Raw genomic sequence first — 16668 nt, 5'->3', positions numbered from 1 at the left:
ACCCTCCGACACGCAGTCCTCGGCCAGCAGGCGTTGCAGGCTGACCAGGAAGCTGCCGCTCGAGATGTTCCCGTGGTCGCGCAGCACGGACCGGGTGTGCCGGACGTCGTGTTCCTCCAGACCGAGCCCGCGCCGGACCGAGTCGATCACCAAGCCGCCGCCGGTGTGCACGATCCAGTGCCGGACCGCCGAGAAATCGAGGTCGTTCCGCTTGAGCAGCGTTTCCACGGGCTCCCGGATGTTGGCGCCGATCACATACGGGGTGTCCCGGTCGACATAGAAGCTCCACTTCCCGGCAGTGGCACTCCAGTCGAACCGCATGGCCGCCCACTGTTCGGGGATGCAGAAGCTCTCGAAGTCGACCACGCGCGGAGTCCGGGACGACGGTGCCGGCCCGGCGCCGCTCCCGTCGTAGCCGGTCAGGACGACCGCGGCCGCTCCGTCGCCGAAAAGACTGTTGACGATGCCGGTTCGCGGCGTCTCGTCGATGACGTACATCGCGGAGTTGATCTCACAACAGACCAGGAGCGCCACCCGGCCCGGATGGTTGCGCACCCATTGGACCAGGGGGTTCATGCCATTGAGGCCGGCGTTGCACCCCATGCCGACGACGTCGGCCCGGAGGAGACTGCGGTTGAACCCGAGCTCCCGGGAGAAGAGCGAGCTGAGGCCGGGCATCATGAAGCCGGTGGATGTGACACACAGCAGGTGGTCCACATCGGTCGGCGACAGCGACGCGGCGTCCAGCGCCCTCCGGATCGCCCGCGATCCGATCTCCAGTGCGCCGTCCCGGAACTTCGCGTGCAGCTCGGCGGGGGTCTCGGAACGCGCGCGGCCGGTCCGCGGGTCCCGCTCCGGGAGATAAAGGTGCCGCCGCTGGATGTGTGGCGAGCGGAGGAGCTTCTGAACGACCTCGTTCTCGAGGCCGAGCAGAGCCCCGATCTCGTCCTGTGCGTAGGACCGGTCCGGAAACGCGCTGGCGACCGACGCGATCACCGCTCCCGTGTGCCCATGGTCATGACGAATCATGTGAAGAGCTCTTTCCCCGTTGGACGGTCCAGCGCCGCGAGGCTCCGGACCACCCAACAGGCTAGGACGGCGCCGCCCGGGACAACAGAACCGACCGAGCAATTTGGAACGTCGTTCGTACCGGTGCCGAGTCGGCGGGACGGCGGCAACGACCGGTCTTGGCTAGGCTCACCGGATGAGTGTCGACGCCCGGTGGATGGACTTTCGCTTCCGGGCCGGCGACATCGTGATCAGCACCCCGCGCAAGTCCGGGACGACCTGGATGCAGATGATCTGCGCACTGCTGATCTTCCGGACGCCGGATCTCCCGGCTCCGCTCTGGCAGCTGTCGCCGTGGCTGGACACGCCGGACGCGCCGCCGGAGCACGTCGACGCTCAGCTGGCCGCCCAGCGACACCGGCGCTTCATCAAGACGCACACCCCGCTCAGCGGTATCCCGTCCGACGCCCGGGTGACCTACGTCGTGACGGCCCGGAATCCGGTCGATGCGTTCGTGTCGATGTACCACCAGGACCGACTGATCGGGCCCCCGCCGGCACCACCACCACCACCACCACCACCACCGCTGCACGGCCGGCCCCCACCTCCCGGGCACCATGGACCGTTCGGGCCCCCCGGACGACCCCCTTGGCCTCCCGGAGCGGGCCCGCCTCGGGTGCCGCGGCCCCCGGAGGTGTCCCGTGCGCAGCTGCACGAGGCGATGATGGAGTGGATCGACGGCGACGAAGGATCACACCGGTTCTCGACGTCGCTCCGCGGCACCATGCGGCACCTGTCCGAGGCGTGGATCCGGCGCGCTGAACCGAACGTGCTGCTGGTGCACTACGACGATCTGCTGTCCGACCTGGAGGGCCAGATGCGCCGGGTGGCGGACGGGCTCGGCATCGCCGTCGACGAGCAATCCTGGCCCACTCTCGCCGACGCGGCGACGTTCGAGCGCATGAGGGGCCGTGACGACATACTGGTCCCGCCGCCACCGGGGATCGTGGGCGACAACGCCTTGTTCTTCCGCCGAGGCACCTCGGGCGCCGCGCGCGAGATTCTCGGCGAGGAAGAGATGAGCCGGTACCTCGCACGGGTGGCCACGCTGGCCCCACCCGACTTGATCGAGTGGCTGCATCGCCCGGCCTCGTGACATCGGAGGGTCGCCGACCCTATCCGGCGGCCTTCGTGTAGTCGCGGGTCAGCCAGTTCTCCGGGCGGATGTGGATCGCGCACATGCTAGTGCGCCTCCACCGCGGCGGCGATCGGCTCGAGCCCTGCGATCAGCTCGTCGAGTTCGTCCGCGGTGAGCACGTCGTATGCCGGTGCCGCCAGCTCGTCGGTGAGGGCTTCGACCCGCTCCCTGATCTCGCGGCCGGCGTCGGTGAACCCGCCGGCGGCGTCCACGAGGCCGCGGCCGCGCAGACCGTCGACGACCGCGGCCAGCTGCTCGGCGGGCAGGTGGTGGACCCGGCCGAACTCCTCCGCCCGCATGCCGAGGGAGAGCGCGAGCAGGACGTGGGCCTCGGTGCCGCCGATGCCGTGGACGACCAGGGCGGCGTTGTGGCCGTCCCCGCGGTGCTCCCGCAGCAGCGTCGCCGCGTGCCAGAGCCTGGCCACCGGCTCCTCGGGCACGTCGAGCGCCCGGAGCCCCGCGTACAGCGCGCGGCCCTCGGTCGGCGCGCTGATCGCCGCCCGGGTGGCGAGATCGGCGACCCGCGCCAGATCGGCGGAGTCGGCGAGGTCCTCGATCATCTGCCGCAGCGCGGCGGCACTGCCCCGCTCGCGTACGGCGATCGCCTCTTGCGGGGTGGTCTTGCCCCAGACCCACGGGATGTGCCGCGCCACCTCACCGTCGGCGAAGTTGTAGAAGACCGCGTGCACCACCTCGGCCGGTGCCGGTCCCAGCGGCGCGGCCCGGCCCGCGAAGTATCCGTCCCAGTAGTTGCGCATGCCCAGGGCCAGGAACGCCTCGTTCGGCACCTCGGAGAAGGTGACGGTGGCGATCGGCTCGATGAGCTCGGACATGTGGTGGATCTTGGCCTGTGGGTGTGGCATCGGTGACCATCTCCTGCGGTTCATGACGGCGCCCTCGTGGGCAGCCCTTCATCCTGGCTACGAACAGCACGGCCCGGATCCGACATTGCCGCGTCCGGGGCCGCCCGTCACTGAGCGGAACGAGTCACTTCTGCCGTCGTGCGCCGGGGCACCAAGGTCGGTGACAGCTTGATCTGTGCCGTCGGGCGGGTGCGATCGGCGATTCGTTCCAGGAGCAGACGGGCGGCGTTGGCACCCATCTGGCGTCCGGCCTGGTCGACCGTGGTCAGTGAGATCGGGCCGAAGGCGGCGAACATCGTGTCGTCGTAGCCCGCGACGGAGATGTCGCCGGGGGCGGACATGCCGGCCTCGGAGAGGGCGTCGAGCACCCCCATGGCGACGATGTCCGCGCCGGCGAAGATCGCCGTCGGGCGGTGCGGGCGGGACAGGAGCTGCTGGGCCCCGAGGTAGCCGCCCTGCTGGGTGTAGGTGGTGGAGGCGATGTCGATGAACTCGCCCAGGCCGTGGGTCTGCATGGCGTGGCGGTAACCGTCGGCGCGCTGCGCGTTGGGCATCTCCTTGAGGCGTACGGGATTCTTCTCGGCGTGCTCGATGTGGGCGATGTGCCGGTGGCCCAGGGCGACGAGGTGGTCGACGACGAGGCCGGCGCCGGCGAAGTCGTCGTCGGCGACGGTGTCGTAGTCGGGGGATTGTCCGTGCCGGCCCACCACCACCGTGGGGATCGCGCGGGCGACGCTCTGCAGGTGGCGGCGTGACGAGATCGGCGCGATGAGGATGACGCCGTCCATGCTCCGGTCGATCATCGCCTCGGTGATCCGTGCCTCGCCCGGCTCGTCGTTGCAGCAGGCGGCCATCAGCACCTGGTAGTCGGTGCCCGCGAGGTGCTCGGTGACGCCGTCGAGGATGTCGGCGAAGAAGGGGTTGCGCATCTCCGGCAGCATCACGCCGATCGTGTACGTCTGCCCGCGCAGGCCTCGTGCCGCGGCGGAGGGGCGATAGCCGAGCTCCTCGATGGCCGCGCGAACCTTCACCTGCATCTCCGGGCTGGCTCCGTACGCGTTGCGCATGACCTTGGAGACGGCGGTGGTGGACACCCCGGCGTGCCGGGCCACGTCGACGATCGTGACGCGTCGGGATGGGCGCACAGGAGCTCCTAACCACGAGAAACGTTACCCACCTTAGATCAGGAGGCCATCGGCGCAGAGCCGCTCGACCGGTGGATAACGATGACCGCCAGCGCTCTTGACGCGTTCGGCATCCGCTCGTAGTGTCGGCGAAATCTCGTGGAAAACGTTACCCATATCACTCCGCGCTCGCCCCGATGAAACGATTCAGCCAAGAGGTTCATGTGACAGCTGATCTGAAGGTTCGCCCGCCGGGCCGAGCACTTCCCGCATCGGCGGGCAGGCGCCGGAGGCGGGGCGCGCCGCCCTGGTGGTTCACGCTGCCGGCGTTGTCGCTGTTCGCCTTCGTCGTGCTGGTGCCCAGTGCCCGCGGCGTCTACTACGCCTTCACCGACTGGGACGGCCTCGACCCTGACTTCGCCCTCATCGGCCTGCGCAACTTCACCGACATGACGAATGACGCGGACGCGTTGCGGGCGGTCTGGCACACGCTGTTGATCGCGGTGGCGATCACGGTCATCCAGAACGGCATCGGCCTGCTCCTCGCCCTCGGCGTCAACAGCATGATCAAGACACGCAACGTCCTGCGGGTGCTGCTGTTCGCGCCGGCGGTGGTGACCCCGATCGTCACCGCCTATCTGTGGCGCAACCTGCTCGGCCCCGACGGTGCGGTGAACAGCCTGCTCGGCGCGGTCGGGCTGGGCGGGTGGCGGCAGGACTGGCTCGGCGACCCCGGCCTCGCGCTGTGGATGGTCGTGCTGGTCGTGGTGTGGCAGTTCGCCGGCTACTCGATGGTCATCTTTCTGGCTGGGCTCCAGTCGATCCCGCGGGAGATCTACGAGGCCGCGGCCATCGACGGCACCGGCGCCGTACGCCGCTTCTGGTCGATCGTCCGGCCGCTGCTGGCGCCGGCCATCACCATCAACCTGATGCTCTCGATCATCGGGGGCATCAAGCTGTTCGACCAGGTGTACGCGCTCACCGGCGGCGGCCCCGGGCACGCCACCGACACCATCTCGACGCTGATCTACAAGGACGCCTTCACCCTGGGCGAGTTCGGCTACAGCATCGCCCTCGCCGTCGTGCTGACCGTCATCGTCGCGGTCGTCTCCGCCGGGCAGTACGCCGTCCTCAACCGCAGCGAGAGGGCGGCGTCGTGAACCGTTACACCCGGCGCACGTTCGCCCTCGAAGTGGTCATGGTCGCCGTCGGCGTCGTGTTCGCGTTCCCGGTGTACGTGCTGGTCAACCTCGCGATCCGGCCGCCGGCGGACACGTCGTCGCCGATCCTGCCGACCACCTCGCCCACGTTCGGCAACTTCACCGGGGCCTGGCGCGAGGCCGGTCTCGGCGGCGCACTGGTCAACAGCGTGCTGGTCACGGCGGTGAGCGTACTCATCGTGCTGGCCGTCTCCGCCCTGGCCGCGTACCCCCTCGCACGCTCGACCGCCCGCTGGTCGCGCGGCACCTTTCTGCTGATCATGCTCGGCCTTATCCTGCCCTTTCAGCTCGCCTCCCTGCCGCTCTACCAGACGGTCCGCGACCTCGGCCTGCTCGGCTCGGTGTGGTCGCTGGTGCTCTTCTACGCCGGCTTGCAGGTGCCGTTCACGACCTTTCTGTACGTGGGCTTCCTGCGCGCCCTGCCCCGCGATTTCGAGGACGCGGCGTCGATCGACGGCGCCACCCCGTTCACGACGTTCCGCTACGTCGTGCTTCCCATGCTCAAGCCGATCACCGTGACGGCCCTCGTGCTCAACGCGGTCGCCGTCTGGAACGACTTCTTCACGCCGCTGCTCTATCTGAGCGGCAGTGACCAGCAGACCGTGCCGGTGGCCGTGGCCGATTTCGTCGGTCAGTTCGTCTCGGACTGGAACCTCATCTTCGCCGCCCTGCTGATCAGCATCGTGCCGGTGCTGGCGGTCTATCTCGCGCTGCAGCGCAGCATCATCAACGGCTTCGCCGGAGGACTCAAAGGATGACACCCGTGGGAGAGCTCATGAAGAAAAGCCTGACCGTCGCGCTCACCGCCGTCATGCTGACCGCGGCGTGCAGCAGCGGCACCAACGCCAACTCCGGATCGGACGGCGGCGGTGACGACAAGACCCTCACGCTCGCCTCGGTCGACCAGGGCTCCATCGAGGACGTGATCAAGGCGTTCGAGGCCGCCAACCCGGGCGTGAAGGTGAACTTCACGACCAGCGGCGCGGATCAGTACCAGGCCCAGATCCGTACCCAACTGTCGTCAGGCACCGCTCCCGACGTGATGACGGTGTGGCCGGGCAACGGCAACCCGGGTGCCACGTACGTGCTGTCCAAGCCGGGCTACCTGCTCGATCTGTCCGACCAGCCGTGGGCCGCGAAGCTGCCGGACGCGTTCAAGACCGTCGCCCAGTACGAGGGCAAGACCTACAACGCGCTGTTCGGACTCAACGGCATCGGCGCCGTCTACAACGACGATGCCCTCGCCAAGTCCGGGCTGCAGGCGCCGACCACCTGGACCGAGCTGCTCGGGTTCTGCCGCGACGCCGCCGGCAAGGGCACCCCCGCCTTCGCGTTGGGCATTCAGGACAACTGGGTCACACAACTCGTGCTCTACGGTCTGGCCGCGACCGTCGTCTTCGGACAGGATCGAGACTTCAACACGAAGCTGGCCGCCGGCCAGGTCACCTTCGCCGGGTCGGCGTGGACGACGGCGATGGCCAAATATCAGGAGATGAACAAGGCGGGCTGCTTCCAGCGGAACCCCCTCGGAACCAGTTACGAGGCCAGCCAGACTCTCGCCGCGAGTGGTAAGACGCTCGGCATCGTCCAGGGCAACTGGATCATCAGCCTGCTCAAGAAGAAGAACCCGAGCGGCAAGTTCACGATGACCGCGCTGCCGGCCACCGACGAACCGGCCACCTTCCTCATGCCCGCGGCCGCGGGGGCCGGCTACGGAGTGAACGCCAAGGCCAAGAACAAGGATTTGGCCCTCAAATTCATCACGTACGTGATGTCGCCCGAGGGCATGAAGCTCTTCAACGAGAAACAGGGCAGCCTGCCGACCCTGCCCGACGCGGGCACCACCGTCGACCCAGGACTCAAGGAGCTGACCACCTTCGTGCAGGAGAACCGCACCGTGCCGTTCATGGACCAGCTGTGGCCCAACGCCAAGGTGCAGCAGACCATGCTCAGCGGCCTGCAGGAGGTCTTCAGCAACCAGGCCTCCCCGGAGTCGGTCCTGAAGGACATGGACGCCGAATACAAGAAGGGCTAGGGGGAAAGTCTGATGTCCTCGATCAGAAGACCCGTGATCCTCATGACGACGGCACTGCTGCTCACCGTCGGCGCCGCCGTTCCCGCGCAGGCCGGCGGCTCCTCCGGCGGTGTGCGGGTCGTGCGGCTCAGCGTCGACGGCCGCTACGACGCCCCGCTCGGCCTGGACGACGTCCGGCCCACTCTGGCCTGGCAGATGATTCAGACCGGCAACTGCCGGCAGCGTGTCTGCGCCGGCGACCGGCAGACCGGGTACGAAGTGCAGGCCGCGGCCACCGTCGCCGACCTGCGCTCGGGACGGCTGCTCTGGAGCACCGGCCGGGTCTCCGGCGACACCCAGCGGGTGCGCTTCGGCCGCGACCTGGGCTCCCGGGACACCGTCGCCTGGCGGGTGCGCGTCTGGGACGCCAATCGCCGGCGGTCCACTTGGTCCGCCCCGTCCACCTGGACCATGGGCCTGCTCAACCCGTCCGACTGGGGCGCGGCCCGCTGGATCGACCATCCCGACCGATCCGAGAACCAGCCGATGCCGATCTTCGCCCGCCAGTTCGCGGTGTCGAAGCACAGGAGGGTGGCCGACGCCCGGCTCTACCTCTCCGGCGTCGGTCTGCACCACGCCACCCTCAACGGGCGGGAGATCACCGACGAGGTCCTCGCCCCCGGCAACTCGAACTACCAGCTGTCCAGTGAGTACCGCACCTATGACCTCACCGCCGCCCTGCGGCCGGGCGCCAACGCCGTCGGCGTCGAGCTCGGCAACGGCCCGGCGTACGTCCGGCGCAGCGTCACGAACCCGGCCGTCGGACGCACCGCCCCGTACTCGTGGTGGCAGAGCCAGCTCAAGGGCAACGGCACTCTCGTCGCGGACGCCCCGGCCGGCGGCACCGTCGTGCAGGTGAGCGACGTCGCCGGGTATCACGTCGGCGGCACCGTCAACGTCGACACGGGGTCCGGCGGTGACCGGCTCGAGTCGCGGACCATCACCGCGATCGGCACCGATAGCCTCACCTTCACGCCCGCCCTCACCCTGAGCCACGCCGCGGGGGCCAAGGTGACCGGCTCCGGAAACAACATCGCCGCCAGCGACGCCTCCGCCGGTGCCGCCGTCACCCCCCGCCTCATCGGCCGCCTCGAGATCCGATACCGCGACGGCGGCAAGGACACGATCGTGACCGACCGGTCCTGGCGCACGGCACTGGGTCCGCTGGTCACCGACGCCTGGTACTCCGGCTCCGACTACGACGCACGCCGCGAGCAGCCGGGCTGGAACACCCCGGGCGCCGACCTCGGCCCGGCCGCCACCCGCCGCGACGGCACCCCGACGGGCTGGATCGCCGCCGGGTTCGCGCCCCCACCCAATCTCGCTACCAGGCTCGTCGCCCGCACCGCGGAACCGATCACCGTGCAGGAGGAGTTCCGGCCCGTCTCGGTGACCAACCCGGCGCCTGGCACGTGGGTGTTCGACTTCGGCCAGAACATCGTGGGGTGGCCCCGCCTCAAGCTCGACCGGGTGCCCGCCGGCACGACCGTGAAGGTGGCGCCGGCCGAATCGCTCAACCCCGACGGGACCGTCAACCAGGCCTCGCTGATGGGCGGCGGCGGGTCCCGCGGCGTCGACCTGTTCAACACCTACACCGCCGCCGGTGGCCGCGGCGAGACGTGGCACCCGCACTTCAACTACTTCGGCATGCAGTGGGTTCAGGTCACCGGTCTGCCGCAGGGCTACACCCCTGGCCCGGACCTGGTCACCGGCGTACGCCTGCAGGCCGACACTCCGATCGCGGGCACGTTCACCTCGTCGAACGCCCGGATCAACCGCATCCACACCATGTCGCGCTACTCGTTCGCCTCGAACATCATGAGCGTGTTCACCGACTGCCCGGGGCGGGAGAAGCTCTCGTACCCCGCGGACTACACGATGCCGATGGGCGCCATCCACCGCGACTTCCAGCTCAACGCGTTCATGCGGACGACGATGCGCCACCTCGTGGAGGGACAGTCGCTCGCGGACACCCCGATGGCGGGCAACGTCGCCCTGAAGACTCCGGTCTACGACTGGGGTTACAGCGGCCGCTTCGGGGACGAGATCAACTGGGGCAACGCGATCGTGCTGGTGCCGGCCATCCTGCACCAGCTCTACGGCGACACGGCGACGATGGGCGCCGCGTATGACCGGCTGGTGCGTTTCGTGGACTACATCCAGCGGCAGAAGGTGGTGGACGGGTTCTTCGTCGACGCCGCCCTGGCCGACTGGGTCGGCGCCGAGACGACCTCGGGCCGCATCACCGGCACCTGGGGCTACTACCTGACGATCCGGTCGATGGCGCAGATCGCCACGCTGACCGGCCACACCGCCGACGCCGCTCGGTATGCGGCGCTGGCCGAGCAGATCAAGGCCGCGTTCAACCAGGCGTTCTTCGACGAGGAGCAGGTCCGTTACGCCGGCCCCGAGGGCCCGACCCAGGCGGCGCAGGCGCTCGCCCTCGACGCGGGCCTGGTTCCCGCGGATAGCCGCGGCAAGGTCCTCGACGCGCTGGTCGAGCTGATCTACAACTTCCACCCGAACGGCACCGGCCCGCACTTCAGCGGCGGCACCATCGGGATGGGCCCGATCGTGCGGGCCCTGATGAACGGCGACCGCGACGACGTGCTGTGGGCGGCGCTGCAGCAGAACGACCAGCCGAGCTACGGCTACTTCATGGAGCCGACGCCGGCCAACCCGGGAGGCATGACCACCATCGGGGAGCGCTGGAACCGCGGCGACTCCAAGAACCACATGATCCTCGCCCAGATCGAGGAGTGGTTCCACGCCGGCGTCGCCGGGATCCAGGCCGCTCCGGGCGCTGTCGCCTATGACCGCCTGGTCGTCAAGCCGAAGCCGGTGGGAGACCTGACCAGGGCCTCCGGCTCGTACGAGACCCCGGCCGGCTGGGCCCGCTCGGCGTGGACCAGGACGGACGGCCGCTTCGCGCTGTGGGTCACCGTCCCCGCCAACACGCGGGCCGAGGTCTGGGTGCCGGCGGCGGACAAGCGCCTCGTCACGGCCTCGAGCCGCGCCGTGTTCCAACGATCCGAAGGCGCGTACGTCGTCTATGCCGTCCCGTCCGGGCCGCACTCCTTCTCGGTGCGCACCCACTCCTGAGAAAGGATTGAAGATTTCTCGGCGCGGCCCGTCCGGTTCCCGGGGACGGCTCCGACAGCAGGGGTGAAGGCAACATCCGAGCCCTTGGAGGAGTCATGTCAACGATCACCACGGCACCGGCAACCACGCCGAGCACGCCGAGCACGCCGAGCACGCCGAGCACGCCGAGCACGCCGACCCGGGCCCGTGCCACCCGTATCGGCCTGTGGGCCGCACGCGTCGTGCTGGCGGTTCAGTTCGTCATGGGCGGCGTCCTCAAGCTGACCGCCGACCCGCTGATGGCGGGGATGTTCGACGACATCGGCGCCGGGCAGTGGCTCCGGCTGCTGGTCGGTGCCTGCGAGCTGGCGGGTGGAGTCGGTGTGCTCGTGCCGCGGCTCGCCTGCCCGGCCGCCGCCGGGCTCGCCGCCCTGATGGTGGGTGCCTGCGTGACCAACGTCGTCGTCCTGCAGATCAGCCCGGCCGTGCCGCTGACACTTCTCGCGGTGAGCGTTCTGGTCGCGGCCGTCCGTACGCGGAAGGGGAACCGGCGATGAGCACGAGCGAATCTCAGGCGCAAGCGCGCCAGGAGGCACTGCGCAGCCTCGACCGGCTGGTCGGCACGTGGCGGGTAGAGGGAACCAATTCCGCCGGCACCGTCAGGTACGAGTGGATGGAGGGCGACGCCTTCCTGATCCAGACGATCGACCTCGTCGCCGACGGCGAGGCCAGCCGCGGGGTCGAGTACATCGGCTGGGACCCGGAGTCGCAGACCCTGCGGTCGCACTTCTTCAGCACCTCCGGCGAGATCCTGGAATACACGTACGACCTGACCGGCGACACCTTGACCATCTGGTTCGGCGGCACGGACTCGCCGGCCAAGTTCACCGGGACCTTCGACGCCGGCGGCAACCGCAACACCGGCGCCTGGCAGTGGCCGGGTGGAGGATACGAGTCGACGATGACCCGCCACGAGGAGGTCGCACCGTGAAGTACATGATCATGACTTTCGGCGACGAGTCGGCCTGGGACACCCTCGGGCTGGGCGGCCAGCAGGCCACCTGGTCGGAGGAGGAGGTGGCCGAGCACTTCCGGGCCATGAACGCGTTCTACGCCGACCTGGCCGCGTCCGGCGAGATGGTCTCCGGCTTCGGGCTCGCCGACCCCTCGCACACGGTGACCGTGGAGATCCGGGACGGGCGCCCGGTGGCCTCGGACGGACCCTACGCCGAGACCAAGGAGGTGCTGGCCGGGTTCGGCATCGTCGACGTCGCCTCGCACGATCGTGCGGTCGAGGTGGCGGCCCGGTTCGCCGCCCTCGTCCAGACGCGGGTCGAGCTACGCCCGGTGATGGACGGGGCGGGTCCGGACCAGTAGGCGTCGGCCGCGATGGAGTTGGAACCGCACCTCGAGGGTCTGCTGCGCGAACTCGCGCCGCGGACCCTCGCTGCGCTCACCCGCCGATACGGCCACTTCGACCTGGCCGAGGAAGCGGTGCAGGAGGCGTTGCTGGCCGCCGCCACGTCGTGGTCGGGCGACCGGATGCCGGACGCTCCCGCGGCGTGGCTGACCACGGTCGCGACCCGCCGGCTCACCGATCTGCTCCGCAGCGAACAGGCCCGGCGAAGGCGGGAGCAGACCGAAGCCCTGCGTACGCTGCCGCTGTCGTACCCGTCGCCTCCGGATCCCGGAGAGCAGGACGACTCCCTCGTGCTGCTGTTCCTCTGCTGCCATCCGGCACTCACCCCGCCGGCTCAGGTGGCGCTGACCCTGCGCGCCGTCGGGGGCCTCAGCACCGCGGAGATCGCCCGCGCGCTGTTGCTTCCCGAGTCGACGATCACGCGGCGGATCAGCCGGGCGAAGCAGAGCATCCTCGAAGCCGGCGGGCGGTTCGCCCTGCCCGATCCGGCCGAGCGCGCCCGCCGGCTCGACGTGGTGCTGCACGTCATCTACCTGATCTTCACCGAGGGGCACACCGCCACCGCGGGTGACGCCTTGGTCCGCGGCGACCTCTGCGCCGAGGCGATCCGGCTGGGCCGGTTGGCGTACCGCCTGCTGCCGGAGGAGCCGGAGGTCGGCGGGCTGCTCGCTCAGATGCTGCTCACCGACGCGCGGCGCGACAGCCGGACCGGGCCGGACGGGCAACTGGTTCCGCTCGCCGAGCAGGACCGCAGCCGCTGGAACCGCGAGATGATCACCGAAGGAACGGCGTTGGTCACCGCGTCGCTGTCCCGGCGCCGGCCCGGGCCGTACCAGTTGCAGGCCGCGATCAACGCGGTCCACGCGGAGGCCGGGTCCTACGAGGAAACCGACTGGCCGCAGATCCTTGCGCTGTACGGCGTGCTGGACCGGCTGGCCGACGACCCCGTCGTCACGTTGAACCGCGCGGTCGCGCTGGCCCAGGTGCAGGGGCCGACCGCCGCCCTGGAGCTGCTGGAGACGGTCGCCGCGGATCCCCGGCTGGCCGGCCACCACCGGGTGCACGCCGTCCGGGCGCACCTCCTGCGCGCCGCCGGCCGCCCGGCCGAGGCGGCCGACCAGTACCGGGCCGCCGCCCGGCGGACACTCAGCACCCCGGAACGCCGGTACCTGCTGCGCCAGGCCGCCCTCGTTGCAGAGGGCACCGGAGCCGATTGAGCGGGCGTCAGAGGGTTTACGGTGGTGGGCGAACCGGAGGGGATGCGCGATGCCGCGGAGCTCGGAACCTGTGACGCTGCGATCGATCACGTCGGACAACCGGGCGGCCGTGGAGGACCTTCGGGTACGGCCGGGGCAGGAGAACTTCGTGGACGGCGTCAGCCCTTCACTGGCCGAGGCGGCCGCCAAGCCGCACGCCCGGCCGTGGTGCCGAGCGATCTACGCCGGCGACGTCCCGGTCGGCTTCGTGATGCTCGCGGACGGCGTACCGCCGGGTGACGACGACATACCGTGGCCCTATTACCTGTGGCGGTTCCTGATCGGTGCCCGCTTCCAGGGCCGGGGGTACGGCCACGCGGCCCTGGACCGGGTTGTCTCGTACCTGCGTACCAGGCCCGATGCGGACGTGCTGGTCACCAGTGTGGTGCCGGGCGACGGGTCGCCCCTGGAGTTCTATCTGAGGTACGGATTCCGGGCCACCGGGCAGATGTTCGACCGGGAGCAGGTCCTGGAGCTACCCCTGACGCGCACGGTGCTTTAGGAAGTCTCCTCCGGACGGCGTGAACGGACATGTGTCCACCGATCCGCCGATATCCGCGGTCGCGATCGAAACCCGATCCGGGACCGATCTCGGCCCTGACCAGCGCGTGAGCAGGTCGGTGAAGCGATCCTCGAGGAAGTTCAGCGGCCCGCCGTGGTGACCCCGGCGGTGATGCCGCCGGAGTCGGACAGCACCGGCGTCGAACCAACCCGCGCATCGCCGGGACGAACAGGGAGCACGTCCGAAACGACGAAGGAGCCCTGTCATGACGATCCGCTCTCTCCGGTGCCTCACTGTGGTCGGAGCGCTGGCCCTGGCCACGACGGCCGCGGCCGCGTGTACGTCCGCCGCTTCCCCGGTCGAGTCCTCGCCGCCGAGCGCCGCCACGCCGACCCTCGCGAGTCCGGCACCGGCGGCACCCAAGCCCACCTCTGCCCAGCCGGTGCCGGCCGCATCACCGCCCGCAGGCGCCGGATCCAACGGCGCTGGATCGAACGGCGCCGGGTCGAACGGCGCCGGGTCCAACGGCCGCGCGTGTCTCGGCCCGGTCGTCCACCGCATCGACGCCTCCGACACCGGACCGCCGTGGAAACGACTGTGCATGACCGTCGGCGGCGTGCTGCGGGTGAGCAACCTCGGGCCGGAAGGGTTCTCGGCGGATTCGCGGGACAAGGTCGAGTGCGCCTACGAGGCCGCCGTCCGCGACTGCCGTCTGCTGCGCTCGGGCACCGTGCGATTCACGATCACCAACGCTCACCAGACTCGTACCCTCACCCTGGTGATCGCCAAGGCCTCCGCGCCGGCCGGACCTTCGGCGGCGTGCCTGTCGCCGAAGGCGACCTTCACCATCGACGCCACCGAGGGCGGCCCGCCCGGACGGCCGGTCTGCCTGAAGACCAGCGCAGTGGTGCGCGTCGTGAACCTCGGCCCGGAGGGATTCCGGGTGAGCCCGGCCGATGCCGTGGTCTGCACCTACGAGGCGGCCGTGCGCCAATGCCGCTTCACCGGGCCGCGGACGGTCACGTTCGTCACGACGCACGGCGACTCGGCGCCCCGTACCCAGACGGTCGTTGCCATCCGATAGGCGGGACAGGAAAGGTTTGTTGACCTGGTCCGCCGGCGGACGACAGCATGAGGGCGTGACAGAGGTGGTGGAGGCGGATTATCTGGTGGTCGGCGCGGGCGCCGCGGGCATGGCGTTCACGGACGCGCTGCTCGACCGGGCGGACGTCCGCGTGGTCATGGTCGACCGGCGGTACGGCGTCGGCGGCCATTGGCTGGACGCGTACCCGTTTGTCCGTCTTCATCAGGCATCCGCTTTCTACGGCGTGGCCTCGACGCTGCTCGGCGGCGGGCGCATCCAGGCGAGCGGGCCGGAGGCCGGCCTGCACGAGCGGGCCACCGCGCCGGAGGTGTGCGCCTACTACGCCCGGGTGCTGCACGAACGGATGGTCGGACCCGGGAAGGTCGCGTTCTACCCGAACTGTGACTACCTCGGCGACGGGCAGTTCGTGTCGCGCCTGTCCGGGCGGCGTTACGAGGTACGCGGCCGGGCGCGCGTCGTCGACGCCCGCTACCTGGCCCCGCAGATCCCGGCGGTGACGCCGGCCCCGTTCGGCGTGGCGGACGGGGCGCGCGTCGTGGCCGTCAACGACCTGGTCAAGCTCGGCGGCGCGGCATCGCAGTACGTGATCGCCGGCGCCGGCAAGACGGCGACCGACGCGTGCATCTGGCTGCTCGACAACGGGGTCGACCCGGGCGCGATCTGCTGGGTGCGGCCCCGCGACCCGTGGATGCTCAACCGCGCCGTGGTCCAGCCGGACCCCGCGGTGTTCATCGGAATGGCGGCGGACACCGTCGAGGCGGCGGCCGGTGCGGCATCGCCGGACGACATGTTCCTCCGCCTGGAGGAGGCGGGGGTGATGCTGCGCATCGACCGGTCGGTGACCCCCACGATGGCGAAGACCCCCACGCTCGCCCAGTGGGAACTGGACCGCTTGCGCACGATCGACCACGTCGTCCGGCTCGGCCACCTCAAGCACGTGGAGTCCGGCCGGCTGGTGCTGAGCGAGGGTGAGGTGGCGATCGCGGACGACGCGGTCGTCGTGCACTGCGCCGCGCCCGGCCTGCAGTACCGGCCCCTGGTGCCGATCTGGGGGACCGAGGCGATCACGCTGCAGCCGATCCGGTCCGGCTTTCCCTGCTTCGGCGCGGCGCTGGCCGGACACGTGGAGGCCACGGTCGACAACGACGACGCGAAGAACCGGTTGTGCCCGCCCTCGCCGTACTCAGATACGCCGACCGACTGGGCGCGGATGCAGGTGCTCGGCAATCGGGCGTCGATGTCGTTCGGGGCGCACCCGGACATCAAGGCGTGGGCCGACCGGGTCTCCCTCAATCCGGCTCGCATCCCACCGGACATGGTGGACTCTCCCGCCTTGGCCGCCGCCGTGGGGCGATTCCGCAAGCACGTCGGCGCGGGGATGGCCCGGATGGCGGAATTCGCCGGGATGTCGTAGGCGTTACGCCACGTCGCCGGCAGTCCCGGTCGTCGCCCGGGGGAGAGGTGTGGTCGTCGTTCGCACGACCTCCGACGCCGAGGCTCCGGCGATGTCGCCGGTCGCCAGGAAGGCCACCAGCAACGTAGTCATGACCTCTCGCATCCGAGCCGGGTCGATGGCGGTGGTCGCTAGCAGCCCTCGGGCGGGGGAGTCCTCGCCGACCGGCAGGAACGGCACGTCCATGAAGCTGAGGTGCGTGGCGCCGATGATCTGCAACGAGTACGCCGGGCGGCCGGTGCGGTCGACCGTCTCCCAGCCGCCGAAGGTGATGGCCTTCTCGGCGGCGAACCAGTCGGGATCGGGCGCCATGCCGGCCTTGACGGCTTCGTCGGGTGTCGCGTCGAACTCGTGGTGCGGCGCG

16 protein-coding genes are annotated in these 16668 nt (G+C 70.1%); 12 read left to right on the top strand and 4 right to left on the bottom strand.

All coding sequences use genetic code 11. The annotated features are described in order from the left end of the window. A partial coding sequence (locus tag AB0M20_RS04670) for a hypothetical protein (RefSeq protein WP_364293721.1) occupies positions 1-1029 on the bottom strand: 1029 nt, incomplete at its 3' end. A 175-nt stretch (positions 1030-1204) separates the two neighbouring features. Here AB0M20_RS04670 and AB0M20_RS04665 point away from each other — a divergent pair. Then, the gene (locus tag AB0M20_RS04665) at positions 1205-2164 is read left to right on the top strand and encodes a sulfotransferase domain-containing protein (RefSeq protein WP_364293718.1); all 960 of its coding nucleotides are present in this window, start codon (positions 1205-1207) and stop codon (positions 2162-2164) included. Between the two features lie 86 nt (positions 2165-2250). Here the strand turns inward: AB0M20_RS04665 and AB0M20_RS04660 are convergent, their stop codons facing one another. Both AB0M20_RS04660 and AB0M20_RS04655 read right to left on the bottom strand, forming a co-directional pair. After that, positions 2251-3039, bottom strand: coding sequence for a MarR family transcriptional regulator (locus AB0M20_RS04660; RefSeq protein ID WP_364293715.1), 789 nt, complete (start codon positions 3037-3039; stop codon positions 2251-2253). Positions 3040-3176: 137 nt separating this feature from the next. Next, entirely contained in the window at positions 3177-4214 is a 1038-nt protein-coding gene (locus tag AB0M20_RS04655; protein ID WP_364293712.1) for a LacI family DNA-binding transcriptional regulator, read from the bottom strand. 308 nt (positions 4215-4522) lie between these two features. Here AB0M20_RS04655 and AB0M20_RS04650 point away from each other — a divergent pair, with 308 nt between their 5' ends. The 11 genes from AB0M20_RS04650 to AB0M20_RS04600 all read left to right on the top strand — a co-directional run bounded on the left by AB0M20_RS04650 (position 4523) and on the right by AB0M20_RS04600 (position 16265). After that, a complete protein-coding gene (locus AB0M20_RS04650) occupies positions 4523-5353 on the top strand; it encodes a sugar ABC transporter permease (RefSeq protein ID WP_364293709.1) in 831 nt (276 codons plus the stop codon). Next, a complete protein-coding gene (locus tag AB0M20_RS04645; protein ID WP_364293706.1) occupies positions 5350-6171 on the top strand; it encodes a carbohydrate ABC transporter permease in 822 nt (273 codons plus the stop codon). The genes AB0M20_RS04650 and AB0M20_RS04645 overlap by 4 nt, the downstream gene beginning before the upstream one ends. A gap of 17 nt (positions 6172-6188) precedes the next feature. Then, positions 6189-7448 carry an extracellular solute-binding protein gene (locus tag AB0M20_RS04640; RefSeq protein ID WP_364293703.1) on the top strand — a complete coding sequence of 420 codons (1260 nt, stop codon included), beginning with the start codon at positions 6189-6191 and terminating at the stop codon, positions 7446-7448. 42 nt (positions 7449-7490) lie between these two features. Next, complete coding sequence (locus AB0M20_RS04635; protein WP_364293700.1) at positions 7491-10589, top strand: family 78 glycoside hydrolase catalytic domain; 3099 nt, start codon at positions 7491-7493, stop codon at positions 10587-10589. A 95-nt stretch (positions 10590-10684) separates the two neighbouring features. Continuing rightward, entirely contained in the window at positions 10685-11125 is a 441-nt protein-coding gene (locus AB0M20_RS04630; RefSeq protein ID WP_364293697.1) for a DoxX family protein, read from the top strand. Further along, positions 11122-11559 carry a hypothetical protein gene (locus AB0M20_RS04625; RefSeq protein WP_364293694.1) on the top strand — a complete coding sequence of 146 codons (438 nt, stop codon included), beginning with the start codon at positions 11122-11124 and terminating at the stop codon, positions 11557-11559. The genes AB0M20_RS04630 and AB0M20_RS04625 overlap by 4 nt, the downstream gene beginning before the upstream one ends. Before the next feature lie 5 nt (positions 11560-11564). Beyond that, on the top strand, positions 11565-11945 hold the full coding sequence (locus AB0M20_RS04620; RefSeq protein ID WP_364293724.1) for a YciI family protein: 381 nt from the start codon (positions 11565-11567) through the stop codon (positions 11943-11945). A gap of 12 nt (positions 11946-11957) precedes the next feature. Beyond that, entirely contained in the window at positions 11958-13205 is a 1248-nt protein-coding gene (locus AB0M20_RS04615; protein WP_364293691.1) for a sigma-70 family RNA polymerase sigma factor, read from the top strand. 70 nt (positions 13206-13275) lie between these two features. After that, positions 13276-13746: a GNAT family N-acetyltransferase gene (locus tag AB0M20_RS04610; protein WP_364293688.1), complete on the top strand. Its 471-nt coding sequence runs from the start codon at positions 13276-13278 to the stop codon at positions 13744-13746. Between the two features lie 265 nt (positions 13747-14011). Then, positions 14012-14830, top strand: a complete 819-nt coding sequence (locus AB0M20_RS04605; protein WP_364293685.1) for a hypothetical protein — start codon at positions 14012-14014, stop codon at positions 14828-14830. A gap of 55 nt (positions 14831-14885) precedes the next feature. Further along, positions 14886-16265, top strand: a complete 1380-nt coding sequence (locus AB0M20_RS04600; protein ID WP_364293682.1) for an FAD/NAD(P)-binding protein — start codon at positions 14886-14888, stop codon at positions 16263-16265. Between the two features lie 3 nt (positions 16266-16268). Here AB0M20_RS04600 and AB0M20_RS04595 read toward each other — a convergent pair. Then, a partial coding sequence (locus AB0M20_RS04595; protein ID WP_364293679.1) for a hypothetical protein occupies positions 16269-16668 on the bottom strand: 400 nt, incomplete at its 5' end.

Origin of the sequence: Actinoplanes sp. NPDC051633 (genome assembly GCF_040681735.1) — a bacterium.
Classification (GTDB): domain Bacteria; phylum Actinomycetota; class Actinomycetes; order Mycobacteriales; family Micromonosporaceae; genus Actinoplanes.
This window is presented reverse-complemented; position numbering and strand designations above follow the sequence as displayed.

Coding starts and splice junctions, on each gene's coding strand:
- AB0M20_RS04665 (WP_364293718.1), top strand. CDS start 1,205: ATGAGTGTCGACGCCCGGTGGATGGACTTTCGCTTCCGGGCCGGCGAC.
- AB0M20_RS04660 (WP_364293715.1), bottom strand. CDS start 3,039: ATGTCCGAGCTCATCGAGCCGATCGCCACCGTCACCTTCTCCGAGGTG.
- AB0M20_RS04640 (WP_364293703.1), top strand. CDS start 6,189: ATGAAGAAAAGCCTGACCGTCGCGCTCACCGCCGTCATGCTGACCGCG.
- AB0M20_RS04635 (WP_364293700.1), top strand. CDS start 7,491: ATGACGACGGCACTGCTGCTCACCGTCGGCGCCGCCGTTCCCGCGCAG.
- AB0M20_RS04630 (WP_364293697.1), top strand. CDS start 10,685: ATGTCAACGATCACCACGGCACCGGCAACCACGCCGAGCACGCCGAGC.
- AB0M20_RS04625 (WP_364293694.1), top strand. CDS start 11,122: ATGAGCACGAGCGAATCTCAGGCGCAAGCGCGCCAGGAGGCACTGCGC.
- AB0M20_RS04620 (WP_364293724.1), top strand. CDS start 11,565: ATGATCATGACTTTCGGCGACGAGTCGGCCTGGGACACCCTCGGGCTG.
- AB0M20_RS04615 (WP_364293691.1), top strand. CDS start 11,958: ATGGAGTTGGAACCGCACCTCGAGGGTCTGCTGCGCGAACTCGCGCCG.
- AB0M20_RS04605 (WP_364293685.1), top strand. CDS start 14,012: ATGACGATCCGCTCTCTCCGGTGCCTCACTGTGGTCGGAGCGCTGGCC.